20 protein-coding genes, 3 tRNA genes and 3 pseudogenes are annotated in these 26,469 nt (G+C 55.1%); 17 read left to right on the top strand and 9 right to left on the bottom strand.

The annotated features are described in order from the left end of the window. Positions 1–248: 248 nt before the first annotated feature. Together M3087_RS07325 and rhuM are read left to right on the top strand one after the other, a co-directional pair. Positions 249–569 carry a TfoX/Sxy family protein gene (locus tag M3087_RS07325; protein WP_249094720.1) on the top strand — a complete coding sequence of 107 codons (321 nt, stop codon included), beginning with the start codon at positions 249–251 and terminating at the stop codon, positions 567–569. Between the two features lie 50 nt (positions 570–619). Continuing rightward, positions 620–1,231 (top strand): annotated as a pseudogene (gene rhuM / locus M3087_RS07320) (RhuM family protein); the annotation flags it as partial. An 8-nt stretch (positions 1,232–1,239) separates the two neighbouring features. Here the strand turns inward: rhuM and M3087_RS07315 are convergent. Both M3087_RS07315 and M3087_RS07310 read right to left on the bottom strand, forming a co-directional pair. Then, the gene (locus M3087_RS07315) at positions 1,240–2,049 is read right to left on the bottom strand and encodes a Fic family protein (RefSeq protein WP_249094718.1); all 810 of its coding nucleotides are present in this window, start codon (positions 2,047–2,049) and stop codon (positions 1,240–1,242) included. A 102-nt stretch (positions 2,050–2,151) separates the two neighbouring features. Then, a tRNA-Leu gene (locus tag M3087_RS07310) sits at positions 2,152–2,235 on the bottom strand. A 253-nt stretch (positions 2,236–2,488) separates the two neighbouring features. Here M3087_RS07310 and M3087_RS07305 point away from each other — a divergent pair. Next, complete coding sequence (locus M3087_RS07305; protein WP_249094716.1) at positions 2,489–3,598, top strand: mannose-1-phosphate guanylyltransferase; 1,110 nt, start codon at positions 2,489–2,491, stop codon at positions 3,596–3,598. Positions 3,599–3,694: 96 nt separating this feature from the next. Here the strand turns inward: M3087_RS07305 and M3087_RS07300 are convergent, their stop codons facing one another. From M3087_RS07300 to M3087_RS07290, 3 genes are all read right to left on the bottom strand, one after another. Continuing rightward, a complete protein-coding gene (locus M3087_RS07300; RefSeq protein ID WP_022383924.1) occupies positions 3,695–4,102 on the bottom strand; it encodes an HIT family protein in 408 nt (135 codons plus the stop codon). A gap of 100 nt (positions 4,103–4,202) precedes the next feature. Continuing rightward, positions 4,203–4,667 (bottom strand): transcription elongation factor GreA, encoded by a 465-nt coding sequence (gene greA, locus M3087_RS07295; protein WP_022383925.1) that lies wholly within the window; start codon positions 4,665–4,667, stop codon positions 4,203–4,205. 248 nt (positions 4,668–4,915) lie between these two features. Further along, entirely contained in the window at positions 4,916–6,067 is a 1,152-nt protein-coding gene (locus M3087_RS07290) for a TlpA disulfide reductase family protein (RefSeq protein ID WP_249094713.1), read from the bottom strand. 290 nt (positions 6,068–6,357) lie between these two features. Between M3087_RS07290 and pnp the strand changes: the two genes are divergently transcribed. Further along, positions 6,358–8,538 carry a polyribonucleotide nucleotidyltransferase gene (gene pnp / locus M3087_RS07285; protein ID WP_022383928.1) on the top strand — a complete coding sequence of 727 codons (2,181 nt, stop codon included), beginning with the start codon at positions 6,358–6,360 and terminating at the stop codon, positions 8,536–8,538. A 151-nt stretch (positions 8,539–8,689) separates the two neighbouring features. Here pnp and M3087_RS07280 read toward each other — a convergent pair. Continuing rightward, a tRNA-Asn gene (locus tag M3087_RS07280) sits at positions 8,690–8,763 on the bottom strand. 12 nt (positions 8,764–8,775) lie between these two features. After that, positions 8,776–8,852, bottom strand: a tRNA-Asn gene (locus M3087_RS07275). An 80-nt stretch (positions 8,853–8,932) separates the two neighbouring features. On the opposite strand from M3087_RS07275, the gene M3087_RS07270 reads away from it, so the two are divergent. From M3087_RS07270 to M3087_RS07220, 12 genes and pseudogenes are all read left to right on the top strand, one after another. After that, positions 8,933–9,919, top strand: a complete 987-nt coding sequence (locus M3087_RS07270; RefSeq protein WP_106483819.1) for an adenosine kinase — start codon at positions 8,933–8,935, stop codon at positions 9,917–9,919. 58 nt (positions 9,920–9,977) lie between these two features. Continuing rightward, positions 9,978–11,666, top strand: coding sequence for a S41 family peptidase (locus M3087_RS07265; protein WP_249094712.1), 1,689 nt, complete (start codon positions 9,978–9,980; stop codon positions 11,664–11,666). 1,682 nt (positions 11,667–13,348) lie between these two features. Then, complete coding sequence (locus tag M3087_RS07260) at positions 13,349–13,603, top strand: PLDc N-terminal domain-containing protein (protein ID WP_249094710.1); 255 nt, start codon at positions 13,349–13,351, stop codon at positions 13,601–13,603. A 370-nt stretch (positions 13,604–13,973) separates the two neighbouring features. Beyond that, entirely contained in the window at positions 13,974–14,441 is a 468-nt protein-coding gene (rimP, locus tag M3087_RS07255; protein ID WP_022383886.1) for a ribosome assembly cofactor RimP, read from the top strand. A gap of 9 nt (positions 14,442–14,450) precedes the next feature. Then, positions 14,451–15,707, top strand: coding sequence for a transcription termination factor NusA (nusA, locus tag M3087_RS07250; protein ID WP_022383887.1), 1,257 nt, complete (start codon positions 14,451–14,453; stop codon positions 15,705–15,707). Positions 15,708–15,851: 144 nt separating this feature from the next. Continuing rightward, positions 15,852–16,308, top strand: a pseudogene (locus M3087_RS14415) (translation initiation factor IF-2); the annotation flags it as partial. Positions 16,309–16,493: 185 nt separating this feature from the next. Further along, a pseudogene (gene infB, locus M3087_RS07245) lies at positions 16,494–18,821 on the top strand (translation initiation factor IF-2); the annotation flags it as partial. A 124-nt stretch (positions 18,822–18,945) separates the two neighbouring features. Next, complete coding sequence (locus M3087_RS07240) at positions 18,946–19,446, top strand: CvpA family protein (RefSeq protein WP_022383889.1); 501 nt, start codon at positions 18,946–18,948, stop codon at positions 19,444–19,446. 5 nt (positions 19,447–19,451) lie between these two features. After that, positions 19,452–20,903, top strand: coding sequence for a Fe-S cluster assembly protein SufB (gene sufB / locus M3087_RS07235; protein ID WP_106483813.1), 1,452 nt, complete (start codon positions 19,452–19,454; stop codon positions 20,901–20,903). 82 nt (positions 20,904–20,985) lie between these two features. Next, positions 20,986–21,747, top strand: coding sequence for a Fe-S cluster assembly ATPase SufC (gene sufC, locus M3087_RS07230; protein WP_022383891.1), 762 nt, complete (start codon positions 20,986–20,988; stop codon positions 21,745–21,747). Between the two features lie 83 nt (positions 21,748–21,830). Next, positions 21,831–23,174 (top strand): Fe-S cluster assembly protein SufD, encoded by a 1,344-nt coding sequence (sufD, locus tag M3087_RS07225; RefSeq protein WP_249094706.1) that lies wholly within the window; start codon positions 21,831–21,833, stop codon positions 23,172–23,174. A gap of 26 nt (positions 23,175–23,200) precedes the next feature. Then, positions 23,201–24,412, top strand: coding sequence for an aminotransferase class V-fold PLP-dependent enzyme (locus M3087_RS07220; RefSeq protein ID WP_249094704.1), 1,212 nt, complete (start codon positions 23,201–23,203; stop codon positions 24,410–24,412). Positions 24,413–24,779: 367 nt separating this feature from the next. On the opposite strand, the gene M3087_RS07215 is transcribed toward M3087_RS07220, so the two are convergent. Together M3087_RS07215 and M3087_RS07210 are read right to left on the bottom strand one after the other, a co-directional pair. After that, positions 24,780–25,382, bottom strand: a complete 603-nt coding sequence (locus M3087_RS07215) for a lysine exporter LysO family protein (protein WP_249094701.1) — start codon at positions 25,380–25,382, stop codon at positions 24,780–24,782. After that, positions 25,379–25,666 (bottom strand): LysO family transporter, encoded by a 288-nt coding sequence (locus tag M3087_RS07210; RefSeq protein ID WP_249094699.1) that lies wholly within the window; start codon positions 25,664–25,666, stop codon positions 25,379–25,381. Before M3087_RS07210 ends, M3087_RS07215 begins: the two co-directional genes overlap by 4 nt. A 288-nt stretch (positions 25,667–25,954) precedes the next feature. Here M3087_RS07210 and M3087_RS07205 point away from each other — a divergent pair, with 288 nt between their 5' ends. After that, on the top strand, positions 25,955–26,467 hold the full coding sequence (locus M3087_RS07205; protein WP_249094697.1) for a porin family protein: 513 nt from the start codon (positions 25,955–25,957) through the stop codon (positions 26,465–26,467). The last annotated feature ends 2 nt before the right edge of the window (positions 26,468–26,469 follow it).

Here is a 26,469-nt window from a genome sequence, read left to right as displayed (position 1 = left end):
CTTTTGCTTTAATCTGCTTTAAGACGGTTCTCAACTGTCTGCCCAACTTCTGCGTTTTTCCTCTAACTCCCTAATTATCAAATCCTGGTGCGTTAATCTGCTGCAATTCGGCGGTTATTCCAGAGATTTTCTGTAATTTTAGCCTCTGGAACATAGTGGTAATCGCTTAAATCTTGTAATTGAGTATTATAAAATTTAATGCTTATATTGAACTCACGTTAAAGATAATGTTTACTTATAGATGATATATGGCGAGTAATATTGAATACGTAGAATTTGTTTGCTCAAGATTGAGTGACTTGGGCACGGTTCGTTATCGGAAGATGTTTGGTGATTATCTGGTTTACCTTAATGAAAAACCGATAATTCTTGTTTGTGACAATATCGCCTATGCAAAGAGACATCCTTCTATCGCCGAGATGATGAAGAATGCTGAAACAGGCATTCCTTACGAGGGCGCAAAAGAACATTATATTCTCGATGTGGAACACGAGGAATCCATGCGTACCGTGATAAGGACACTGGAGAAAGTCTTACCTTATCCCAAGAAAAGAACAAAATCGTGTTGATATGACGTATGGGAACAGTTTCAAGTACCTAATAATTAAAGTATAGATACATGAAGACAAACCACAATGACAAGATGCTCATCTATCAATCGGCAGATGGACAGATTAAAATAGATGTTCGTTTTGAGAACGAAACAGTGTGGCTCTCATTAGACCAGATGTCAACACTCTTCGGCCGTGATAAATCTACTATTTCACGACATATCAAGAATATTTTTGAGGAGGGGGAATTGCAAGCTCCTTCAGTTGTTGCAAAATTTGCAACAACTGCCTCAGATGGTAAAAACTATCAGGTTGATTATTATAATCTTGATGTGATCATCTCAGTAGGCTATCGAGTGAAATCGCAGCAAGGTACGCAGTTCCGTATTTGGGCTACACAGCGACTGAGAGAATATATCATCAAGGGCTTTACATTGAATGATGAGCGATTCAAGAGCGGTTCGTCATATAATTATTTTAAGGAACTGCTGGATCGTATTCGTGAGATACGCCTTTCAGAGAAAGTGTTTTATCAGCAGATAAAGGATATTTATGCTACAAGTATTGACTACAACCCGTCTGCAGAAATGACATTGACCTTTTTCAAGGAGGTACAGAATAAACTGCTTTGGGCGGTTAGTGGCAAGACAGCTGCCGAACTTGTGTATTGCCGTGCCAATGTACAGTCTCAGAACATGAAGCGAAACCCTTTCTTTTGTGAGGACTTGAACCGTTCAATTTCCAAAGAGAGGGATTTCTTTAACTGTTTTGTCATAAAGTCAAGAAAAGGCTGATTGATTTCTTCATCCTGACATTGGCGTAGGGACAGAATATATTCTTCTCTGTCCTCTTTGAATATTTTGGTCGGAAAAAGGTGATGGCAGAATTGGATGTAGTTCATCAGCAGGTGGGCTGTTCTGCCGTTGCCATCCACCCACGGATGAATCGTTACTAAATTGAGGTGGGCATTAAAACTCAATTCATACTGTTCCCGAAATGTTTCCACGGTCTTTTGTTTCTCTTGCAGAATGACACAGAGTTCTTCTACCTTGGCAGGGACTTTCAGGTGGTTCATGTAAGAATGTCCACCGATACCAGCCGTAACGCCACATAGGCGGTACTCACCTTTTGAGGAGTCGAACGAACCGCCCATGATGTTATGAACGCTTCCGGTTGTACGCATCAAGGCTGCATTCAGCGTTTGCAGGAAAGCCGAGGTAACAGGTGCTTTATGCTCCGCTTCCCCTTTTGCCAGTTCGTAGGCTTTCTTCAAATCCTCATTCATCAAATGGTAAACAAGCGGTTTGCCTTTCGCCGTAATTCCCTCGTCAAAGAGTAGCTGCGTGTCAAGTTCCGTCAGCGTGGAGCCTTCAATGGCGGTAGAATGGGCAATGAGGGAATAGAGGTAGTACTTCTCATAGTCTACCGCCTCGCTGATACCAAGTTGCTGAAACTTGTGGTATAGCTGTTCAATCTCTTGCCAAATACCTTGTTCCATTGTTTTACTACTGCAATGTTACCCAAAAAGGGACCGTATCGCTTGTGTATACCTGATAAAATAAAAACGGCTGAAAATCGAATGATTAACAGCCGTTCTGTGTACCCAGACCCGGGGTCGAACCGGGATGGATTTTACTCCACTGGTGTTTGAGACCAGCGCGTCTACCGATTCCGCCATCTGGGCATCGTTTTTCAAATGCGTTGCAAAGGTAGTGCTAATTTTCAATTCTGCAAACATTGCAGGCTGTTTTTTGTAAAAAAGATGAAGAAAAGGCATGCTGGAGAGCTGTTTTGCAACATCGGTGATAGGAGGGCTGCCTCCTGCTGTTTATTAAAATTAAGGGGAGTCTTAATGATGTTTTGCAGAAATACTTTGTCAGGAGATGTGAATCGGCCTATCTTTGTTCACAGACTTTGAATCTTAAAAATTGAGAGCTATGACGGAGGAACTCAACAACAACTATTGTGTGATTATGGCCGGTGGCATCGGTAGCCGTTTCTGGCCGAGAAGCAACAAAAAACTCCCCAAGCAATTCCTCGATATCCTCGGGACGGGGCGCACCCTCCTACAGACGACCTACGAAAGGTTCGTCCGCTTTATTCCAAAAGATCATATATTTGTGGTGACCAATGCCGACTATCGCGACCTGGTGATGGAGCAGTTGCCCGGAATCACCGCTGCCAACGTGCTTTGTGAACCGACTTATCGCAACACGGCGCCTGCCGTGACGTGGGCTGCATGCCACCTGCGTGCACTCAATCCCGACGCCTGCATGGTGGTCACCCCGACGGACCAGTGCATCCTGGATGAGGAGCGTTTTGCCGAGGCCATCGGACGTGGACTGGACTATGTGGCGCATGCTGACCGTTTGCTTACCGTAGGTATCCATGCCGATCGGCCTGACACGAACTTCGGTTATATCCAGGTCGACGAACGCCTGGCACGGGACATCTACCGGGTGAAGAGCTTCACCGAGAAGCCGGAGATGGAATTCGCCCGCTTCTTTGTCGAGAGCGGTGAGTTCTATTGGAACTCCGGCCTGTTCCTGTGGAATGCCAATGTCTTCCTGCGTACGATGCTGCGGATTGTGCCCGACCCCGACCTTGTGCCGGAAGTTGCCGAACTGATTGACGGGAAACTGCCTGCCGAAGCTTTTCTAGCCAACGAGCAGCCGTACGTCAACCGGTTCTATGCCACGCTGCCCAACATGTCACTGGAATACGGTGTCCTGGAGCGTTCGGAATGCGTAGATGTGCTCATCGGCGATTTCGGATGGCGCGACATCGGCAGCTGGTCGACACTCTACGAGATGGTGCCCAAGGACCACGAACAGAATGTGGTGCTCGACACGCGTGCGCTGCTCTACGACTGCCGCGACAACCTCGTTTCAGTCCCCGACGGGCATGTGGTCGTGCTCAAGGACCTGGAGGGATACATGGTCGTCGAGGAACATGGGGTGCTTATCATCTGCCGGCGCGACGACGCGGCTGCCATCCGCCAGTTCCGCAACGATGTGCAGGTGAAAATGGGGGAGGAGTATCTCTGACGGGAGAGCGTCTGCCTGACGCCTGACAAGAAACACAAACGGGGCGATGTCTGCGTGACACCGCCCCGTCTGCATGTATGTGGATGAGGAAGAAGGTTACTTGTCTGCCGCCTCCCACTCGTGGCGGATGGCGTCGGCAATGGCTGTGAACTCGTCGGGAGTGAACGTCAGCTTCGGGTTGGAGAAGAGCATGTCCGTCTCCTTCTGCATGGGGATAAGGTGGATGTGTGCATGCGGCACTTCCAGTCCGATGACCGCCTCGCCCACCTTGCGGCAGGGGAAGGCGCGTTGGATGGCGAGCGCCACCTGTCTGGCAAAAAGGTGGATGCCTGCCAGCTCGTCGTCTGTCAGGTCGAAAATGTAGTCCACTTCACGTTTGGGGATGACCAGCGTGTGGCCCTTCACCAGCGGATTGATGTCCAGAAAGGCATAGAAGCGGTCGTTCTCTGCCACTTTGTAGCTCGGTATCTCGCCAGCTACAATCTTGCTGAAGATGCTTGCCATAAATCTCTTGTGTTTTAAGGTTTGTATTGCGTGTTCATCTGGGCGGAAACGAAGAAAGCCGCCCGGCAGGCAAGTGCCCACCGTGACGGCTTTCTGTGTCCTAGAATGAAATGTTGAGTATTTCCAGACTGATTTTCCCTTGCGGAATGGTGATTTCGGCGACGTCACCCACCTTCTTGCCGAGCAGTCCCTGTGCAATCGGGGTGTTGACCGAGATTTTGCCTTCCTTCAGGTTGGCTTCGCTCTCTGACACGATGGTGTATGCCATCTTCATGCCGTTCTTCACGTTCTTGAGTTCGACGCGGCTCAGGATTTGCACCGAGTCGGTCTTCAGCTTCGACGTGTCGATGATTTTGGCGTCGCTGATGATGGCTTTCAGCTGGTTGATTTTCATCTCCAGCAAGCCCTGTGCCTCCTTGGCTGCATCGTATTCGGCGTTCTCCGAGAGGTCGCCTTTGTCGCGTGCTTCGGCGATGGCCGCCGAGATTTTCGGACGCTGGACGGTCTCCAGCTCTTTCAATTCTGCTACGAGGTTCTTGTAGCCTTCTTCTGACATGTAAGCCATTTCTGATTCCTCCTATTTTTAAGTTTGTATTGAATAAGCGGGCAAAATAAAAAAGAATCCCGGCATTGTGCATGCCGGAACTCTTCATTGTATTCATAGTTTCGTAAATGACGTTGGCAAAGGTAAGCTTTTATTTGATACGTGGCAAGCCTGCAAGTATGCTATGTAACATATTTTGTCCGATTGGCAACCGACGGGTGACAACGATGTGACAGTATGTGGGGCTGGAATGGCTGTCGTGCGGCGGCTCAATTGCCCAGCTGCTTTCTGATTTCCGCCTCCAGGTCTTTCACGTTTTCCTGACGCGCGCTCAGCTCGTTGGCGCGATTGACGAGGTAGTAGGTCGGCAGACGTCCGACGTTGTAGAGCTGGAGGTAGGTGGAGTAGGTGCCGCGGGGGTCGCGTACGCAAATCCACGGCAGGTTGTCGGCTGCCGTCTTCCAGTAATGTTCGTTCTCGTCGAGCGACACCTGGAAGATTTCGAAGCCGCTGCCCTTGTACTTGTCATAGAGTTCGCGAAGCATCATGTTGCGTGCCGGCGACTCCTCGTTACCGTAGATGGTGAAGTCGAGCATGACAACCTTCCCCTTGAGGTCGGTCAGGCGGCGCTCGTGTCCGTTCTGGTCCTTGAGGGCGATGTCGATAACTCCTGCCTCATTGATTTTGTCTGACGGAAGTGCGATTTCCTTCCGTCGGGGCGCACGTGTCGAGCGCATGCCCCGCAGTGCCAGGTTGCGCAGGTTGGTCGTGCGGATGGAGTGGGGGTAGAGCTGTTCGAAGCTGGTTGCCACGGCACCGAAGCAGCGCACGTCGTCGGCATTGCCCAGCGGGTCAAGGATGAGCGTATTGTTCACCCGCTGGAAGAGGGCAAAGTAGGCATAGAGCGTGTTGGGAGCGCTGAAGATGTAGTTGGCTTTCACGTCGTTCTTATACCGTGTCACCATTGCCTCGATGCTGTCCTGTATCTGATACGGGGCCAGCGTACGTCCGCTGTAGAGACGGTCGATGTCTGCCTGGAGCTTGATTTGCTTCACGGCAAGTTCCTTGATTTTCCGGTTTGTCTCGCCCTCGATGGTGTATCCCGTGGGCATGTCCTTCAGGTCGGCTTCCACGCGGATGGTCTCGGTGGAGTCTACGGCAAGGTTGATGATGTTCCCTTCCACGCGCAGGCGGTAAAACTCAGGATACTGCGGCCGGCGTCCCTTGAGGGTGAACGTCCCCTGCTTGCCCAGCTCCACGGAGTCGATGGGCGTGATGGCGGAGATGCCTGCCTCCTCTAGGTAGAGCGTCTTGTCGTCAGCTCCCGTGATTTGTCCCGTTATGGTGAAGTGCGGCTCCTGTTCGCAGGCAGACAGAACGGCCAGCAGACAGAGCAATGGAAGAATGCTTTTGTTTTTCATATCTTTAAGTAATTTGCCGCTGCAAATATATAACACATAATTAGAATAATGCGTATCTTTGCGGCAATTTATAAACTCCCTTCTTTCCGTCGGTTGTCGGCGGACGGGCATTCGCCGATGGGCGGAGGCTTTTCCTCACGTTTTGCTGCCGACGCGTCGGCACCGTCGTACGGACTGGTCACCACGCTCGTACAGACAAGCCGTTACTGTGGTACAGGCCTGTCGGTGACGGACTCTGTCCGGAGGAGGAGCTTCATGAGACGACTTACATACAGATTTAAAAACGTTATATGATTAACCCAATTGTTAAGACTATCGAGCTGCCTGATGGAAGAACCATCACGCTCGAAACGGGAAAGCTTGCAAAGCAGGCCGACGGTGCGGTAATGCTCCGCATGGGAAATACGATGTTGTTGGCGACTGTTTGTGCAGCAAAGGATGCAGTTCCCGGTACAGATTTCATGCCTCTTCAGGTAGAGTACAAAGAGAAGTATTCGGCATTCGGCCGTTTCCCCGGAGGCTTCACCCGCCGCGAAGGAAAGGCTTCCGACTATGAGATTCTCACCTGTCGTCTGGTGGACCGCGCCTTGCGCCCCCTCTTCCCCGACAACTACCACGCTGAGGTATACGTGAACATCATACTCTTCTCGGCAGACGGTGTGGACATGCCCGACGCTTTGGCTGGTCTGGCTGCCTCTGCAGCGCTTGCCGTTTCGGATATACCGTTCGGAGGCCCCATTTCCGAAGTCCGCGTGGCTCGCATCGACGGACAGTTTGTAATCGACCCCACTTTCCAGCAACTTGAGAATGCCGACATGGACATCATGGTGGCTGCCACCTACGACAACATCATGATGGTCGAAGGCGAGATGAAGGAAGTCTCGGAAGCAGACCTGCTCGAGGCCATGCGTGTGGCTCACGAGGCCATCAAGAGCCACTGTAAGGCACAGATGGAGCTGATGGAGGAAGTCGGCACGACCGTGAAGCGCGAATATTGCCACGAAGAGAACGACGAAGACCTCCGCAAGGCTGTGCACGATGCCTGCTACGAAAAGGCTTATGCCGTGGCTGCCAGTGGCAATGCCAACAAGCATGCCCGCCAGGACGCCTTCGATGCCATCTGCGAAGAGTTCAAGGCACAATACACCGAGGAAGAGCTTGAAGAGAAGGCTCCCCTCATCGACCGCTACTACCACGACGTGGAGAAAGAGGCCATGCGCCGCTGCATCCTCGATGAAGGCAAGCGTCTCGACGGACGTAAGACCAACGAAATCCGCCCCATCTGGTGTGAAGTCAGCCCGCTGCCCGGTCCTCACGGTTCGTCCATCTTTACCCGTGGCGAGACTCAGTCGCTGAGCACCGTCACCCTGGGTACCAAGTCCGATGAGAAAATCATCGACGATGTGCTCAATCAGGGCCGCGAGCGTTTCCTGCTCCACTACAATTTCCCTCCCTTCTCTACCGGTGAAGCCAAGGCTCAGCGTGGCGTCGGCCGTCGTGAAATCGGTCACGGTCACCTGGCATGGCGTGCGCTCAAGAGCATGATTCCCCAAGACTATCCTTACTGCATCCGTGTGGTATCCGACATCCTCGAATCGAACGGTTCGTCGTCGATGGCAACGGTATGTGCCGGAACACTGGCGCTGATGGATGCGGGTGTGCCCATCAAGAAGCCTGTGTCGGGTATTGCCATGGGACTTATCAAGAACCCCGGCGAAGACAAGTATGCCGTCCTCTCCGACATCCTCGGTGATGAGGACCACTTGGGCGACATGGACTTCAAGGTGACGGGAACACGGGATGGTATCACTGCCACACAGATGGATATCAAGGTCGACGGTCTCTCGTTCGACATCCTGGAACGTGCGCTCAACCAGGCTAAGGAAGGCCGCATGTACATCCTCGACAAACTGACCGACTGCATCGCCGAGCCGCGTCCCGACTTGAAGCCGCATGCTCCGCGCATCGAGACCATGATTATCCCGAAAGAGTTCATCGGTGCTGTCATTGGCCCGGGCGGAAAGATTATCCAGGGCATGCAGGAGGAGACCGGAGCCACCATCAACATCGACGAGGTCGACGGGGTGGGCCGCATCGAGATTGCAGGTACCAACAAGGCTTGTATCGACAGTGCGTTGGCAAAAATCAAGGCCATCGTGGCAATCCCCGAGGTGGGCGAAGTCTACAAGGGCAAGGTACGCTCCATCATGCCTTACGGTGCATTTGTCGAGTTCCTTCCCGGCAAGGACGGCTTGCTTCACATCTCCGAGATGGATTGGCGTCGCCTGGACACCGTGGAAGAGACGGGCTTGAAAGAGGGTGATGAAATTGACGTGAAGTTGCTTGACATCGACCAGAAGACGGGCAAATTCAAGCTCTCGCACAAGGTGCTCATGCCGAAGCCCGAAGGATACGCCGAGCGTCCGGCACGTCCGCGTCCCGAACGTCGTCCGCGTCGCGAAGACAGATAAGGTCCATACCTATATATAAAGGAAGGGAGCATGCTCCTGCCGATGAGGCGGAGGGTGCTCCCTTTGCTGTATCCGTATGCCAGCTCCGGACTCCGGCATCCGGCAGAACGGATGGAAAACAAAAAAGGCCTGCATCATGCAGACCTTTTTGCGCTTCAAGATGGGCTTGAACCAACGACCCCCTGATTAACAGTCAGGTGCTCTAACCAACTGAGCTATTGAAGCAATTTATTTATGTGGCGCTTCAGGATGGGCTTGAACCAACGACCCCCTGATTAACAGTCAGGTGCTCTAACCAACTGAGCTACTGAAGCAGGCTTTTCTTTCGAATTGCGGTGCAAAGGTAATGGCTATTATTGGAATATGCAATATCTTTGCCAAAAAATTTTCATCTATGGATAAAATAATCGGAATAGGCAACGCACTGGTCGATGCGTTGGCAACCATCGGGAGCGATGACCTGCTCCACGAAATCGGATTGCCCAAAGGGGGCATGCAGCCCGTCGGGGCGGAAACACTGGAACGCATCAACCGCATCTTTGCTCACACCACACGGAAGTTCACCACCGGAGGGGCCGTCTGCAACTCGGTGATGGCAATGGCACACCTGGGCATGAGGCCCGGAGTGGTCGGGATGGTCGGACGCGACAGCTTCGGCGACTTCTTCAGGCAGAGCTTCCGCGAGGCAGGCGTCGACGTACGCCTGAAAGACGGCGACCTGCCCACGGGGGTGGCATCCACCTTCATCACCCCTGACGGGCAACGCACCTTCGGCACCTACCTGGGAGCTGCCGGAGCCATGACCCCCGACGACCTTTCGGAAGAAACCTTCCGGGGCTATGACATCCTCTTCGTCGAAGGCTACCTGGTGCAGAACCACGCCTTCGTGCAGCGAGCCATGGAGCTGGGACACGCCGCAGGGATGAAAATCTGCCTCGATATGGCAAGTTACAACATCGTCGAGGCGGACCGTGACTTCCTCCGCTTGCTCGTGGACCGCTACGTTGACATCCTGTTTGCCAACGAGGATGAGGCGCGCGCCTTCACCTGTCTGCCGGAGCAGGAAGCCATCGACGACCTGGCACGCCGTTGCGAGGTTGCCGTTGTCAAGGTCGGGCCGCGCGGCGCCTACATCCGTCGGGGTGAAGAGCAGGTACACGTCCCGGCAAAGGAAGTGCCCGAGGTGGTGGACACCAATGCCGCCGGAGACTACTTCGCTGCCGGATTCCTCTACGGCTACGTCCGCCGGCTCCCCCTGCTGACCTGCGGACGCATCGGGTCGGAACTGTCGGGCGGCATCATCCGCGTGGTCGGCACGAAGCTGTCCGAAGAGGAGTGGAACGAAATAAAGTTAAATATTGAAGCCATCTTGTCGGAATAGCCCCCTTCCGCCCTACATTTGTAGCGACTTGTCAACTATCCATTAAAACCATTCAAACATGAAACTGACGCACAAGAAACTGCTGGTGGTCTGCGGGCTGCTCGTGCTCGTAGGCACCTTCTTCAGTTTTAAGCGTGATACGCGCAACTTCGAGATTACCAAAAACCTCGACATCTTCAACTCTGTCTTCCGCGAACTGGACCTCTGCTACGTCGACACCGTCGACCCGGGGAAGTCTGTCGAGGACGGCATCAACTACATGCTCGCCCAACTGGACCCCTACACTGTCTACTACCCCGAGAGCAAGAACGAGGAACTGAAGATGATGACTACCGGCAAGTTCGCCGGCATCGGCTCCATCATCCGCTTCCACAAGAAGAAGAACCACGTCGTCATCGATGCCCCGTATGAAGGCATGGCGGCACAGAAGGCGGGACTGAAGCCGGGCGATGTCCTCCTTGAAATCGACGGGGAGGACCTGACGGGCAAGTCCACCGAGGCTGTGAGCAACCTCCTGCGCGGAGAACCCGGCACCAGCTTCATGCTCAAGTACGGACGCCCCGGTGTGGATGCCCCGCAAACGGTGAAGATAACCCGTGAGAACGTCCAGACGCCCGCCGTCCCCTATTACGGCTTCCTTGCCGGCAGCCGGACGGGATACATCGTCCTGAGCAGCTTTTTCGAAGGCTGTGCCCGCGACGTGCGCCGCGCCTTTATCGCGTTGAAGGACCAGGGCATGACCTCGCTCGTGCTTGACCTCCGCGGCAATCCCGGCGGACTGATGAACGAGGCGGTCGACATCCTGAGCATGTTCATCCCCAAGGGGACCGAGGTTGTCTCGACCAAGGGCAAGCTCAAGCAGGCGTCGTCAGTGAGCAAGACGGGGCGCGAACCCCTTGACCTCGACATGCCCATCGCCGTCCTGGTAAATGGCAACTCCGCGTCGGCTTCAGAGATTGTGGCAGGCTCGCTGCAGGACCTCGACCGCGCCGTCATCATCGGCGAACGCACCTTCGGCAAGGGACTGGTGCAGGTCATCCGCGACCTCCCGTACGGCGGTAGTCTCAAGGTGACCACCTCGAAATACTACATCCCCAGCGGACGCTGCGTGCAGGCTATCAACTACAGCCAGCGGGCGGCAGACGGACGTCCGGAACGCATCCCCGACAGCCTGACCCACGTCTTCCACACGGCAGGCGGACGGCTGGTGCGTGACGGCGGAGGCGTTACCCCCGACATCACGGTCAAGGGCGACAGTCTCCCCACGATGCTCTTCTACCTGGCGAACGACGACGTCCTCTTCGACTACGCCACCGACTTCTGTCTGAAGCACCCCACCATCGCCGCCCCCGAGGAGTTTGAAATCACTGACGCCGACTACGCCGCCTTCAAGGCATTCGTGAAGAAGGCAGGCTTCGAGTACGACCGCGGCAGTGAGAAGGCGTTCAAAGCGCTCAAGGAGATTGCCACTATCGAAGGCTACACCGAGGACGCACAGGCGGAATTTGCCGCGCTGGAGAAGAAGCTCACGCACAACCTCGACCGTGACCTCGACCACTTCGCCAAGGACATCAAGATGCTCATTGCCGACGAGATTGTCCAGCGTTACTATTACCAGCGGGGCACCATCATCCAGCAGCTCAAGGATGACAGCGACGTGCGCCGTGCCCGCGAGATACTGGCCTCGCCCGCAGAATACAAGAAGATACTTTCACCGACGGCGACAGCCGTAGCGATGAACCGTTGACAGGCTTCCGCCGACGCTTGCCTCCCGGTTCGTCCCGTTCTACAGGCAGTTCCGTCGGTTGCCGTCCGTTGACGGAAGAAATCCGCCCCATCCGCAGTCCCTTCCCTTCGGGGAAAGTCCGGATGGGGCTTTTTCTTTTTGTCACCCGTTTCCCGGTTCCTTGTTTTCAGCGGACGCGTCCGCACCACCCACCGTACCGACCCATCCGCACGGTCGTAGTCGTTCGTCCGTACGAAATAGGGCACCTGTTTTCATTTTTTTTACTCCTTGGTTATCGTCTCTTTTCACCGATATGGATAGAGATGTTTTCGATGCCCGGACGGTATGCAAGTATGTTGGGGAGTGCCCGTTTCTCTGTCCTCCTTTCCATAGGCTTAACCTGAATGGTTCCTTGGACTGTCTAGTGCGCGAGGGACGATTGGGAAATTGCATCATGCGTCGGGTCATGTGCAGCCGGTTCCTTGTTGCCAAGCCTGTGTAGGTTCTTGTAAAAGAAAGTAGGGCATTCTGTCAAAGTGTCAAAATGTCAAATGAATCGCTTGAGATGGGTCTTCCTTTGCATCTCAATGCGGTTTGGTGGATTTTTTGGGATTTTCAGGCTATTTGCGAAATACACAACGATGCGTCACGGCACATTTATGTGTCAAAAAGTGTTCTTGTAGCTGTAAATGTAATCAGTGAGGGATGACAACAAACGTATTTCCTTTCTAAATCACATTTGGGGAAATAGCTGCCGCGTCCACAAACTAGGAGTGAAAGAGAATGAAAGACTGTTTAATTCCACAAAATAATGTATTTGAAGTGTAAAACACAAATCTTTGATGGACGAAACAATATTGTTTGATGGCCCAAACAATATTGTTTCGCATTCCAAACACAAGTGTTTGACGAGTCAAACAATATTGTTTGAGAGTTAAAATATCATTTGTACATTCAATTTAATAAAAATGAATACGGATTGTAGAATGTAAATGTTAAGCAGATTTAGTGTTTCTCGCTGGAATACCCGATTTTTTAAAAATGTGAGTTAGGAAGAAAGTGGATATTGGCTGATTTTGTCAAGGATTTAACCTAAAATAGCATGAAAGTGTCAGGGTGGAAGCAATGTGTCGCTGGAAGATGATGGATGTTAATGAGCGTGAAAAGCACGTCGTTCTACTAGGTTAGTCTTGTCGCGCTGTGCGGTTTGTCTTATTTTCGTCCAAAAATGCATAACGGTTATTCAAAAGAGTCCGTATGAAAAAGAAATATATTATTTTTTTGCTTCTTAGCTTATGCTTGCTTTCGTCATGCTCGACGATACTTGAGCTGATAACAGGAGATTATAAATGCATATATCCTGATTGCAATGAACGGGCGACAGAAAACTCTGTATATTGTCCCCGTCATAAGCCTTACTACCTGAAATGACGGTAGTCTTATATTCGTGTGTCTTGTTCTGTCTGCTGCTAAGGCGGTGTGGTGTCTGGCATGTGGCTGACTGTAAGTCAGGAAAAATGATGTCATATAAGGCGTTTAAGTGTGTGTATTGCATTGATAATTTGTATTATATATGTTGTATAACATAGTCCTGAAACTTGTATAACAGGTAGAACGTGCTTATATTTATCCGCAAAAATGAATGCATACAGCAGTTGTGTGAGCAAACAAGTCGAATATCCACCACTTTAAAATAAGACAATATGGATTTAATGACACCTGATGTCCAGCTCTATCTTTGGGCTTGGCTTAATTGGCTATTGCTGGTTATAGATGCAGCTTTTGTTCTCTACGCCATCGTTCAGCTCCTGCAAGATAAGACATGGAGCTCGATAGCAAAATGGATATGGGCTGTCGTCATTGTAGGGATGAATCTCCTCGGTGTGCTGCTCTACTTGTTGTTTGGGAGGGGAAAGGGCAAGTACGTCTGTAAGGAAGACAATCTTCCGGTAGCATAGAGACGTTTCCGGCATCCGGATGGTGTGTGTCCGGATGTCGGGAACATCCGTTTCTGTCACCTTTCCGTCATGCACTTTGTGAAAAAGTGGATAAATTACAAATAATATTCCGTAAACCTTTGGAAACGCTGCACAATTTCTCTATCTTTGCATCCGAATTAAGATGAAACGTGAGGGGCTTGATAAAAGCTCCTTTTTTATTTTAAAAACTGAAGTTTCGCAGATGCCCGACGCGTCGGTTGACAGGAAGGCGGTGAGTGGAGACGATTGCTCCGTGGAAGAACGGGGCTGCCGGAACAACTCGTCGCAGGGACCTGCCGGGGATGCCCCGGGTTGGCGATAGCTGAATTAAAAACAAACAGTGAACTGAATGATAGACAAAAACCTTGTCCGTAACATCGTGGAAGAGTGGCTCGACGGAAAAGACTATTTCCTGGTCGATGTGAACGTCAGCCCGGATGACAAAATCGTTGTTGAAATTGACCATGCCGAGGGTGTGTGGATCGAAGACTGCGTGCAGCTGAGCCGTTTCATCGAGTCAAGGCTCAATCGTGAAGAAGAAGACTTTGAACTCGAAGTGGGTTCCGCCGGTATCGGGCAACCCTTCAAGGTGCTGCAGCAATACATCAACCACATCGGAATGGATGTCGAGGTGCTCACACTCGCCGGAGAGAAACACTGCGGTGTGCTCAAGGAAGCCGACGAGGAACATTTCGTGGTCTGTGTCCCGAAACGTGTGAAGCTGGAAGGACAGAAACGCGCCAAAACGGTGGAGGAAGACATGACGTTCACCTACCCGGAAGTAAAATATACCAAATACCTAATAAGTTTTAAATAACGCTATATTATGGCTAAGAAAGAGGAAACAGTCAGCTTGATTGATACATTTTCGGAATTTAAAGAGTTGAAGAACATCGACCGAACCACGATGGTCAGCGTCCTGGAGGAAAGCTTCCGCAGCGTGATTGCCAAGATGTTCGGGACGGATGAGAACTACGACGTGATCGTGAACCCCGACAAGGGGGACTTCGAAATCTGGCGCAACCGCGAGGTCGTGGCAGACGAGGACCTGACGAACCCGAATATGCAAATCTCCCTCACTGAGGCACGCAAGATCGACGCTTCCTATGAGATTGGCGAGGAAGTGACCGACGAGGTCATCTTTGCCAAGTTCGGACGGCGTGCCATCCTGAACCTGCGCCAGACACTTGCATCGAAGATCCTGGAGCTGGAGAAGGATAGCCTGTATAACAAGTATATTGAAAAGGTGGGCCAGGTCGTCAGCGCTGAGGTCTATCAGATATGGAAGAAAGAGATGCTGCTGCTCGATGATGAGGGCAACGAACTTCTGCTGCCCAAGACCGAACAGATCCCCAGCGACTTCTATCGCAAGGGCGAGACCGTACGCGCAGTCGTGGCACGGGTGGACAACACCAACAACAACCCGAAAATCATCCTGAGCCGCACGTCGCCCGTCTTCCTGCAACGGCTGTTCGAGATGGAAGTCCCCGAAATCAACGACGGACTCATCACCATCAAACGTATCGCACGCATCCCCGGTGAACGCGCCAAGATTGCCGTCGAATCTTACGACGAGCGCATCGACCCGGTCGGCGCCTGTGTGGGTGTGAAAGGTTCCCGCATCCACGGCATCGTGCGTGAGCTGCGCAACGAGAACATCGACGTCATCAACTACACCGCCAACATCTCGCTCTTCATCCAGCGTGCGCTGAGCCCCGCCGTCGTCTCTTCCATCCGTCTCGACGAGGAGAACAAGCGTGCCGAGGTGTTCCTCAAACCCGAGGAGGTCTCCCTCGCCATCGGAAAGGGCGGCATGAACATCAAGCTTGCCAGCATGCTGACGGAGTACACCATCGACGTTTATCGCGAGCTCGACGGTGCAGCCGACGAGGAAGACATCTACCTGGATGAGTTCCGCGATGAAATCGACGAGTGGGTCATCGACGCCATCAAGGGCATCGGCATCGACACTGCCAAGGGCGTGCTCAACGCTCCGCGCGAGATGCTCATCGAGAAAGCCGACCTGGAGGAAGACACGGTCGACGAAGTATTGAGAATATTAAAGGCCGAATTTGAAGAGTAAGTCGTCCCGGGCCGGTTGAGTCCTTTGGTTCTTTTTTCATGGAATGAGTTGGAGGATGCGGGCTCAGGACATCGCCCGGGCAATGGCAGACAGGAAACAACTCATCGACTTGAGAAACTTGACGAACTTACAAACTAAAAACGTATGACTATAAGACTAAATAAAGTAACAAGAGATTTAAACGTAGGACTGACGACGGTTGTCGAATTCCTCCAGAAGAAAGGATTCGAGGTGGAGGCCACCCCGAATACGCAGATTACGAAAGAGCAGTACGAACTCCTCGTACAGGAGTTCCGCAAGGACAAGAAGCTGCGCATCGAGTCTGAGAAATTCAGCCAGGAACGACAAAGCAAGGAACGTGGACGCGGTGCCTCCATCTCCATCGACGGTTTCGACGAGCCCAAGAAAGAGCCCGAACGGAAAGCCAAAGAGGATGAGGTGGTCAAGACCGTCGTGCCCGAGGACGTGCGCCCGAAATTCAAGCCCGTGGGGAAAATCGACCTCGATGCCCTCAACCGACGCAAGAAGCCGGCACAACCCGTCGTCGAGAAGACTGTAGAGAAAAACATAACCGAAAAGACCGAGGAGAAGAAGGCTGCCCAACAGCCTGCTCCGGAGAAAGCCGCTGGGACTGCCGAGCCCAAGGACGAAGCGAAAGCCGCCAAGCCCATACGCCCGGAAGCAGCCTCTGCTGCCGACAAACCGGCTCCCGTCAAAACCGAAAAAGCAGATACCCAGGTGGCTGAGAAAGTAGAAGAAAAGAAAGGCGGACAAGAAGACGACGGCGTGTTCAAGATACGCCCTACTGAGTTCGTCTCGAAAATCAACGTGGTGGGGCAGATCGACCTCGACGCGTTGAACCAATCGACCCGTCCGCGGAAAAAGTCGAAAGAGGAACGGCGCAAAGAGCGCGAGGAAAAGGAAAAGCAGCGTCAGGAACAGAAGAAACAGATGAAGGACGCCATCATCAAGGAGATACGCAAGACCGACGACAAGTCGAGCCGTGCGGACAAGAACGACTCCGACGAGGATGGCAAGCGGAAGAAGAAGCGCAGCCGCATCAACAAGGAGAAGGTCGACATCAACGCCGTCGACCAGTCTTCGCGTGGTGAAGGACGCAGCGGAAAAGGCGGCGGAGGTGAGAAGTCGAAAGACCGTGACCGCCGTGGCAAGGACCGCAACCGCAAATCGTCATCGTTCGCCAAACCTGAAGTGAGCGACGAAGATGTGGCAAAACAGGTGAAAGAGACCCTGGCACGACTCACAAGCAAGGGAAAGAACAAGACATCCAAATACCGCAAGGAGAAGCGCGAGAACGCCATCAACCGTCAGCAGGAACTGGAGGACCAGGAAAGAGCAGAGAGCAAGGTGCTCAAGCTCACTGAGTTCGTGACTGCCAACGAGCTTGCCAACATGATGGACGTCCCTGTGACGCAGGTCATCGGCACGTGTATGAGTGTGGGCATCATGGTGTCCATCAACCAGCGTCTCGACGCGGAAACCATCAACCTGGTGGCGGAGGAGTTCGGCTTCCAGACCGAGTATGTCAGTGCTGAAGTGGCACAGGCGGTGGTCGAGGAGGAAGATCGTGCCGAAGACCTCCAGCCGCGTGCGCCGATTGTCACCGTCATGGGTCACGTCGACCACGGAAAGACATCGTTGCTCGACTACATCCGCAAGTCGAACGTCATCGCAGGCGAGGCTGGCGGCATCACGCAGCACATCGGTGCCTACAACGTGAAGTTGGAAGACGGACGCCGCATCACCTTCCTCGACACTCCGGGTCACGAGGCATTTACGGCCATGCGTGCACGTGGTGCCAAGGTGACCGACATCGCCATCATCATCGTGGCTGCCGACGACAACGTCATGCCGCAGACCAAGGAGGCCATCAACCATGCTATGGCTGCCGGTGTGCCCATCGTCTTTGCCATCAACAAGATAGATAAACCCGCCGCCAACCCGGACAAAATCAAGGAGGAACTTGCCAACATGAACTTCCTCGTGGAGGAATGGGGCGGAAAGTACCAGTCGCAGGACATCTCCGCCAAGAAGGGCATCGGCGTGCACGAGCTGCTCGAGAAGGTGCTGCTCGAGGCCGAACTGCTCGAACTGAAGGCGAACCCCAACCGCCGGGCTACCGGTTCCATCATCGAGTCGACGCTCGACAAGGGACGGGGTTACGTGGCAACGGTGCTCGTGGCGAACGGTACGCTCAAGGTGGGCGACATCGTGCTTGCCGGAACCAACTATGGCAAGGTGAAGGCGATGTTCAACGAACGCAACCAGCGCATCCAGCAGGCAGGTCCTTCCGAGCCTGCACTCATCCTCGGACTGAACGGTGCCCCGACAGCCGGAGACACCTTCCACGTCATCGAGACCGAGCAGGAGGCGCGCGAGATTGCCAGCAAGCGTGAGCAACTCCAGCGCGAGCAGGGACTCCGCACACAGAAGATGCTTACGCTCGACGAAGTGGGACGCCGCTTGGCACTGGGCGATTTCCACGAGTTGAACGTCATCGTCAAGGGCGACGTCGACGGCTCCATCGAGGCGTTGAGCGACTCGCTCATCAAGCTCTCCACCGAGCAGATTCAGGTGAACGTCATCCACAAGGCGGTGGGCCAGATTTCGGAATCGGACGTCAGCCTTGCCGCTGCCTCGGACGCCATCATCATCGGCTTCCAGGTGCGTCCGTCAATGGCTGCCCGCAAGCAGGCGGAGCAGGAGGGAGTCGACATCCGTCTCTACTCCATCATCTATGATGCCATCGAGGATGTGAAGGCGGCGATGGAAGGCATGCTGGCACCCGAGGTCAAGGAGGAAATCACCGCTACCATCGAAGTGCGCGAGGTGTTCAAGATTACCAAGGTCGGCACCGTAGCCGGAGCATGGGTACGCGAAGGCAAGGTGAAACGTACCGACAAGGCACGTCTCATCCGCGACGGTATCGTCATCTACACCGGAGCCATCAACGCCCTGAAGCGTTTCAAGGACGACGTGAAGGAGGTGCCGGTCAACTTCGAGTGCGGTATCAGCCTGATGAACTACAACGACATCAAGGTGGGCGACATCATCGAGTCCTACCAGGAAATCGAGGTGAAGCAGACACTCTGACCTGTGGAATAAGAAAGCAAACGAAACACGGCTGCCCCTGCGGGCAGTGACAATCATATGAAATGTGCCAATTGCCAGACCGCCCTTTCGGTTTGTGTGATTGGCACATTGTTGTTATAAAGGAATGGAAACGATTGACATATTCATAGTGGTGGTGCTGGGCATCGGACTGGTGTCGGGACTCGCCAAAGGCTTCATCAAGCAGGCATGCGGACTGGTAGGCCTGATAGCCGGACTGCTGGTGGCGCGTGCACTGTATGCCGCTGTCGGCGAACAGCTGGCGCCTCACATCGGGACATCCGTCAGTGTGGCGCAAATCATCTCGTTCATCATCATCTGGGCGGTCATCCCCGCACTGCTCATGCTGGCAGGGGCTGCACTGACCCGGGCGTTGGAGGCTGCCCATCTGGGCATCGTCAACCGGATGCTGGGCGCGGTGACCGGCATGGTGCTCCACCTCTTGTTCCTTGGTGTGCTCATCAAGGTGGTGGAGTACATCGACCCTGACGAGAAGATGCTCACCCCCGAAGTGAAGGAACAGTCGGTATTCTACCATCCTGTGGGAGAAACGGCCGGGCTCTTCTTCCCGGCTATCAAACAAGTTACAGAACAATTAATCAAGTAAGAATTATGCAAGACGAACCGAACAAGCTGGTGAAGGAACTGGCTGCCGAGAAGTACAAGTACGGCTTCACGACGGATGTCCACACCGACATCATCGAGCGGGGACTCAACGAGGAGGTCATAAGGCTCATCTCCGAGAAGAAGGGGGAGCCTGACTGGCTGCTGGAGTTCCGCCTGAATGCGTTCCGTCACTGGCAGACGATGGAGATGCCCCGGTGGGCACATCTGGATATTCCTGAGATTGACTACCAGGCTATCTCATACTACGCTGCCCCGAAGACCAGGAAAGACGGACCCAAGAGCATGGATGAGGTCGACCCCGAGTTGATAAAGACGTTCAACAAGCTGGGCATCCCCCTGGAGGAACAGATGGCGCTCAGCGGAGTGGCGGTCGACGCCGTGATGGACTCCGTGTCGGTGAAGACCACCTATAAGGACGCACTCATCGAGAAGGGCATCATCTTCTGCTCCATCAGCGAGGCAGTGCGCGAACACCCTGACCTGGTGAAGAAGTACCTCGGCTCCGTGGTGCCCTACCGCGACAACTTCTTCGCTGCCCTCAATTCCGCCGTGTTCAGCGACGGCTCATTTGTCTACATCCCCAAGGGCGTACGCTGCCCGATGGAACTATCCACCTACTTCCGTATCAATGCCGCCAACACGGGGCAGTTCGAACGTACGCTCATCGTGGCGGACGACGACAGCTACGTGTCCTACCTTGAGGGATGTACCGCCCCCATGCGCGACGAGAACCAGCTCCATGCCGCCATCGTGGAAATTGTGGTGATGGACCGTGCCGAGGTGAAGTACAGCACCGTGCAGAACTGGTACCCCGGCGATGCCGAGGGCAAGGGCGGAGTCTATAACTTCGTGACCAAGCGGGGCAACTGCAAGGGCGTGGACAGCAAGCTGTCCTGGACGCAGGTGGAGACAGGCTCGGCCATCACGTGGAAGTACCCCAGCTGCATCCTGACGGGCGACAACTCGCAGGCGGAGTTCTACTCCGTGGCCGTGACGAACAACTTCCAGCAGGCGGACACCGGCACGAAGATGATACACCTCGGGCGGAACACCCGGAGCACCATCATCAGCAAGGGTATCTCTGCCGGACGCAGCCAAAACTCCTACCGCGGACTGGTCCGTGTGGCTGCCAAGGCGGACGGGGCGCGCAACTACAGCCAGTGCGACTCGTTGCTGCTGGGCGACAAGTGCGGCGCACACACCTTCCCCTACATGGACATCCACAACGAGACAGCTGTCGTGGAGCACGAAGCCACCACGTCGAAGATATCAGAAGACCAGCTCTTCTACTGCACCCAGCGCGGCATCCCGACGGAGGACGCCGTGGGACTCATCGTGAATGGATATGCCAAGGAGGTCATCAACAAGCTCCCGATGGAGTTTGCCGTCGAGGCACAGAAGCTGCTGGCAGTCTCGCTCGAAGGCAGCGTCGGCTGAACGCGGACGCCGCCGCCTGCTGGCTGCCTCCCGGCGACGAATGAACCTAAACGAATGAATCACATAATAACCTCAGACAGATATGCTTGAAATAAAAGATTTGCATGCCACCATCAATGGCAAAGAGATATTGAAAGGCATCAACCTCACCGTGAAGACCGGAGAGGTGCACGCCATCATGGGCCCTAACGGCTCGGGTAAGAGTACGCTGAGCAACGTCCTCGTGGGACATCCCGCCTACGAGGTGACCAAAGGCTCGGTGACGTTCAACGGGAAGGACCTCCTCGCGCTCAGTCCCGAAGACCGCAGCCACGAGGGGCTGTTCCTTTCGTTCCAGTATCCCGTGGAGATTCCCGGCGTGAGCATGGTCAACTTCATGCGTGCGGCCGTAAATGAGAAACGGAAGTACATGGGGCAGGAACCCCTCAGTGCAAGCGAGTTCCTCAAACTCATGCGCGAGAAGCGTGCCGTGGTCGAGCTGGACAACAAGCTCGCGAACCGTTCGGTGAACGAAGGCTTCTCCGGCGGCGAGAAGAAGCGTAACGAAATCTTCCAGATGGCGATGCTGGAGCCGAAGCTGAGCATCCTCGACGAGACGGACTCGGGGCTCGACATCGACGCGCTGCGGATCGTAGCCGAGGGCGTCAACAAGCTCAAGACACCGGAGACGAGCTGCATCGTCATCACCCACTACCAGCGTCTGCTGGACTACATCAAGCCGGACATCGTCCACGTGCTCTACAAGGGACGCATCGTCAAGACCGCCGGACCCGAGCTCGCGCTTGAACTCGAAGAGCGGGGCTACGACTGGATCAAGGCGGAAGCGGACACTGCAGACCGCTGACCGGGAACGGCTGACCGGCAGACGCACAGCCGACGTCCGCGTCAGCCGTAGCTGAAGAATCATACATAAACCCTATCAAGACAATGAAAGCAGAACAACAATACATCGACCTGTACACCCAGTGCGAAGCGATGATCGCACGCCACAGCTCGGAGGTGATGAACAAGCCCCGCGCCAAGGCGTTCGCCGACTTCCGGAGCCTGGGATTCCCCACGCGGAAAGTGGAGAAGTACAAGTACACCGACGTGGCGAAGCTCTTCGAGCCGGACTATGGCTTGAACCTGAACCGCCTCGACATACCCGTCGACTCCAGCGAAGTGTTCAAGTGCGACGTGCCGAACATGAGTACCTCGCTCTACTTCATGCTCAACGACGGCTTCGACAGCCGTGACCTGCCGAAGGCAACCCTCCCCGCCGGCGTGTGGGCAGGCAGCCTCAAGGAGTTCTCCACCCTGCACCCGGAGCTGGCGGAGGCACACTACGGACGCCTCGCCGACACCGCACGCGACGCTGTGACCGCCCTCAACACCATGCTCGCACAGGACGGCTTCGTGCTCTATGTGCCCAAGGGGGTGGTCGTGGAGCGACCTATCCAACTCATCAACATGCTCCGTTCCAACGTCGACTTCATGGTCAACCGGCGGGTGCTCATCATCCTGGAAGAAGGCGCACAGGCGCGTCTGCTGGCGTGCGACCATGCCATGGACCGTGTGAAGTTCCTTGCCACCCAGGTGGTGGAGGTCTTCGTCGGCGAGAATGCCGTCTTCGACTTCTATGAGCTGGAGGAGACCCACAACAACACCGTGCGCTTCAGCAACCTCTATGTCCATCAGGCGGCAGGCAGCAATGTCCTGCTCAACGGGATGACCCTCCACAACGGCATCACCCGCAACACCACCGAGGTGGCGCTCGACGGACGGGGCGCCGAGGTGAAGATGCTCGGCATGGCTATCGGCGACAAACAGCAGCAAGTGGACAACAACACCTTCATCGACCACCGGGTGAGCGACTGCACCAGCACCGAGCTCTACAAGTATGTGCTCGACGACAGTGCCGTCGGGGCGTTTGCCGGCAAAGTGCTCGTCCGTGAAGGCGCACAGCGCACCTCCTCGCAGCAGACCAACCGGAACCTCTGCGCCACCCGCGAGGCACGCATGTACACCCAGCCGCAGCTGGAGATTTACGCCGACGACGTGAAGTGCAGCCACGGGGCTACCGTGGGCCAGCTCGACGACAACGCCCTCTTCTACATGCGTCAGCGGGGCATCGCCGAGCGAGAGGCACGCCTGCTGCTCATGTTTGCCTTCGTCAATGAGGTCATCGACGAGATACGTCTCGACGCACTCAAGGACCGCCTGCACCTGCTCGTGGAGAAACGCTTCCGCGGCGAGCTCAACAAGTGCCAGGGGTGCGCCATGTGCAAGTGAGACCCCGCTTAAACACCGACTACACTATGGATATACAAAAGATACGGGAAGACTTCCCCATCCTCAGCCGTACGGTCTACGGCAAGCCGCTCGTCTATTTCGACAACGGCGCCACCACGCAGAAACCACGCTGCGTGGTCGATGCCATTGCCGAGGAGTACTACTCGGTCAATGCCAACGTGCACCGCGGCGTCCACTTCCTCTCCCAGCAGGCGACCGAGCTGCACGAAGGGGCACGCGAGACCGTCCGCAAGTTCATCAACGCCCGCTCCACGAGCGAGATTGTCTTCACACGCGGAACCACCGAGAGCATCAACCTCCTGGCTTCGTCGTTCGGTGAAGCCTTCCTCCGCGAGGGCGACGAGGTCATCGTCTCCGTCATGGAGCACCACAGCGACATCGTCCCCTGGCAGCTCCTGCGCGACCGTCGGGGCATCGTCATCCGCGTCATCCCCATGACCGACCGCGGCGAGCTCCTGACCGACGAGTATGCCGCGCTCTTCAACGAGCGCACCCGTCTGGTGTGCGTCACCCACGTGTCGAACGTCCTGGGGACGGTCAATCCCGTGCGCGAGATGATAGCCACGGCACATGCCCGCGGCGTGCCCGTACTCGTCGACGGGGCGCAGGCTGTGCCGCACATGGCGGTCGACGTGCAGGCGCTCGACGCGGACTTCTATGCCTTCAGCGGGCACAAGGTCTACGGCCCGACGGGCGTGGGCGTGCTCTACGGCAAGGAGGAGTGGCTCGACCGGCTGCCGCCCTACCAGGGAGGAGGGGAGATGATACAGCATGTCAGCTTTGAGCGGACGACGTTCAACGAGCTGCCCTACAAGTTCGAGGCAGGTACGCCCGACTACATCGGCACGCACGCTCTGGCACGGGCGCTCGACTATGTGTCCGCCCTGGGCATGGACCAGATTGATGCCTACGAGCAGGAACTGACGCGCTATGCCACGGAACGGCTGCGCTCCATCGAGGGCATGCGCATCTTCGGCGAAGCCCCTCACAAGGGGAGCGTCATCTCCTTCCTCGTCGGCAACATCCATCACTTCGACCTCGGCACGTTGCTCGACCGTCTCGGCATCGCCGTCCGCACCGGGCACCACTGTGCGCAGCCGCTGATGCAACGGCTGGGCATCGAGGGGACGGTCCGCGCTTCCTTCAGCTTCTACAACACGAAGGAGGAGGTCGACACCCTCGTCGCCGGCATCGAGCGCGTGCGGCACATGTTCTGACAGTACCCCCGTCGGCGCGCAACCGTGCGTCCGCCGGACAAGCATAGAGGCACGAAGACACTGAGGACAGGGCTTGACCCCTGTTTCCCCGGTGTCTCCGTGCCTCTCTCTTTTGCGGGTACGGCAGTGCCCGTCTGTTGAAAAATCGGAAAATCCCTTGCACGCTTCCGGCTCCGGAAAGGGCGTTTTGCAGACGTCTGACTGTCAACAGGTTGTAAACGACCTGTTCCGAGCTTCGTACGGACGCGTCGGTACGAGCGTGCGGACACGTCCGTACGGTGCTGCGGACGCGTCCGTACGAACGTGGCGACAGGTCCGCACCGCAGGCGGCTTCCGCTGGAAGAAAATTTGTAAGGCTTTTTCGGCGTCACCCCAGCGAGCAGAAGAAGGTCACGAGGAAGGGGACACTGAAGTCGACCACCATGCCGTGGTAGATGGAGACCACCGCCAGTTCGTCGCCACACGTGCGGGTGATGACGGGCAGGGTCGTGTCCGCCGTCGTCGCTCCGCCTGCCGCAATGGGGGCGAGGCTTCCGAACCAACGTGCCAGCAGGGGCGCGCCCAGCAGGGTGAGCAGCTCACGGATGATGTTTGACAGCAGGGCGACCGTGCCCAGTTCAGCCCCTTTGCTGCCCGTGATGAGTATGCCCGAAAGGGAGTAGTAGCCGAAGCCCGCGCCTACCGCCATGCCTTCCGCCACGGAGTGGGGTGTGAGGAGGCTCGCCAGGGCGCATGCCGTCAGGGTGCCGCCGATGGTGCAGAGCGGGAGCAGGGCGAGGCGGGGGTTGAGCCGGCGGAAGCGGGAGAGGGCGGAAGGGTCGTGCCCGATGCTGAAGCCCACCGCTGCCATGAGCAGGCAGAGCGCGGTGAAGCTGACGTCGGCAAGCGACCATGCCGTCGGCAGGCCCGTACTGCGCCCGACGACGATGCCCAGGACGAAGAACCCGATGATGAGGAGACTGCCTTTCATGAGCCGTGTTCCTCCTTTCTTCCCTTCCGGCGGACGTAGCGCAGGAGCAGGGCTGCCGCCACCGCGCTGCCCAGGGTCGCTGCCGTGGAGAGGAGCAGTGCCTCGCCTCCCAGCCGGGGGAGGGCGTCGATGAGCTGACGGTTGCTGCCCGCCTCCCATCCGAGGAGGAAGAGCAGGAGCCAGATGAGCAGGTTGACGGTGCCCTGTATGCCCGGCACCCGGCGTCGGCTGAGCAGGCAGCCTGCAATCATGCCTGCCAGCATGCATCCGATGACTGTGAACATGATGGTCTTGTCTGAAGTGTGTCGATGAGGCTGCAAAATTACGACTTTTCTTGGCAAATGCCGTGCCTTCGCCCCTTTGGAGGGCTGTCTCCGGTGTGTCCCGGTTGCCCTACGGAAGGGCCGGCTTAACCAATATTAACTGATTGCATGTCCGTAAGCGTATAAAAATACTTACTTTTGATTTCATCCGGCACGTATGTCGGAAGGCAAGCGGCTGACGGACGGACGTGTTCCCGGCACGGAAGCTCCGCACGGTCTTGATTATTAACCCTTTAAAACGAAATGATTATGAAAAAGTTATTTCTGACGCTTTGTCTTTGCGTGATGGCTGTCTGCGCCAGCGCACAGAACTTTACGGTTTGGTATGGTATGAACTATGCCAACATCAACACATCAGGTGTAAACCCTGACTCAGAGATGAAATTTCTTAACTTCGGAATGGACTATACTGCTCCGATGACCGACATGTTCGACTGGTCGGCAGGCGTTGCCTTCACGACCAAGGGCTGTGACGGCTGGGACCCGGGTTTCATTGAAGTGAACGCCGACGCTATCTGGAACTTCGCCGACTACGGAGAAGGCAAGGTGGGCTTGCTTGCCGGTCCGACACTCGCCCTCATGGTGCTCGACGATGACATGAAGAGTACGAACACCGTGAATCTGGGCATCGATGTGGGCGCGAAGGCGAACTACCGCGAGTTCTCCCTCAAGCTGGGCTATGAGTTCGGTCTGACCAACTGCATCAAGGATGTGGACAGCAAGCTCAACGGCTTCTTCATCCGTTTGGGATACAGCTTCTGACA

Source organism: Mediterranea sp. ET5 (assembly GCF_023337025.1).
Lineage (GTDB): Bacteria > Bacteroidota > Bacteroidia > Bacteroidales > Bacteroidaceae > Phocaeicola_A.
Note: the sequence above shows the minus strand (reverse complement) of the source record. Positions and strands in the feature narration are given on the sequence as shown.

Excerpts from the sequence above, each read along its gene's own strand:
- M3087_RS07325 (WP_249094720.1), top strand. The coding sequence starts at position 249 with ATGGCGAGTAATATTGAATACGTAGAATTTGTTTGCTCAAGATTGAGT.
- M3087_RS07315 (WP_249094718.1), bottom strand. The coding sequence starts at position 2,049 with ATGGAACAAGGTATTTGGCAAGAGATTGAACAGCTATACCACAAGTTT.
- M3087_RS07305 (WP_249094716.1), top strand. The coding sequence starts at position 2,489 with ATGACGGAGGAACTCAACAACAACTATTGTGTGATTATGGCCGGTGGC.
- M3087_RS07300 (WP_022383924.1), bottom strand. The coding sequence starts at position 4,102 with ATGGCAAGCATCTTCAGCAAGATTGTAGCTGGCGAGATACCGAGCTAC.
- greA (WP_022383925.1), bottom strand. The coding sequence starts at position 4,667 with ATGGCTTACATGTCAGAAGAAGGCTACAAGAACCTCGTAGCAGAATTG.
- M3087_RS07290 (WP_249094713.1), bottom strand. The coding sequence starts at position 6,067 with ATGAAAAACAAAAGCATTCTTCCATTGCTCTGTCTGCTGGCCGTTCTG.
- pnp (WP_022383928.1), top strand. The coding sequence starts at position 6,358 with ATGATTAACCCAATTGTTAAGACTATCGAGCTGCCTGATGGAAGAACC.
- M3087_RS07270 (WP_106483819.1), top strand. The coding sequence starts at position 8,933 with ATGGATAAAATAATCGGAATAGGCAACGCACTGGTCGATGCGTTGGCA.
- M3087_RS07265 (WP_249094712.1), top strand. The coding sequence starts at position 9,978 with ATGAAACTGACGCACAAGAAACTGCTGGTGGTCTGCGGGCTGCTCGTG.
- M3087_RS07260 (WP_249094710.1), top strand. The coding sequence starts at position 13,349 with ATGGATTTAATGACACCTGATGTCCAGCTCTATCTTTGGGCTTGGCTT.
- rimP (WP_022383886.1), top strand. The coding sequence starts at position 13,974 with ATGATAGACAAAAACCTTGTCCGTAACATCGTGGAAGAGTGGCTCGAC.
- nusA (WP_022383887.1), top strand. The coding sequence starts at position 14,451 with ATGGCTAAGAAAGAGGAAACAGTCAGCTTGATTGATACATTTTCGGAA.
- M3087_RS07240 (WP_022383889.1), top strand. The coding sequence starts at position 18,946 with ATGGAAACGATTGACATATTCATAGTGGTGGTGCTGGGCATCGGACTG.
- sufB (WP_106483813.1), top strand. The coding sequence starts at position 19,452 with ATGCAAGACGAACCGAACAAGCTGGTGAAGGAACTGGCTGCCGAGAAG.
- sufC (WP_022383891.1), top strand. The coding sequence starts at position 20,986 with ATGCTTGAAATAAAAGATTTGCATGCCACCATCAATGGCAAAGAGATA.
- sufD (WP_249094706.1), top strand. The coding sequence starts at position 21,831 with ATGAAAGCAGAACAACAATACATCGACCTGTACACCCAGTGCGAAGCG.
- M3087_RS07220 (WP_249094704.1), top strand. The coding sequence starts at position 23,201 with ATGGATATACAAAAGATACGGGAAGACTTCCCCATCCTCAGCCGTACG.
- M3087_RS07215 (WP_249094701.1), bottom strand. The coding sequence starts at position 25,382 with ATGAAAGGCAGTCTCCTCATCATCGGGTTCTTCGTCCTGGGCATCGTC.
- M3087_RS07210 (WP_249094699.1), bottom strand. The coding sequence starts at position 25,666 with ATGTTCACAGTCATCGGATGCATGCTGGCAGGCATGATTGCAGGCTGC.
- M3087_RS07205 (WP_249094697.1), top strand. The coding sequence starts at position 25,955 with ATGAAAAAGTTATTTCTGACGCTTTGTCTTTGCGTGATGGCTGTCTGC.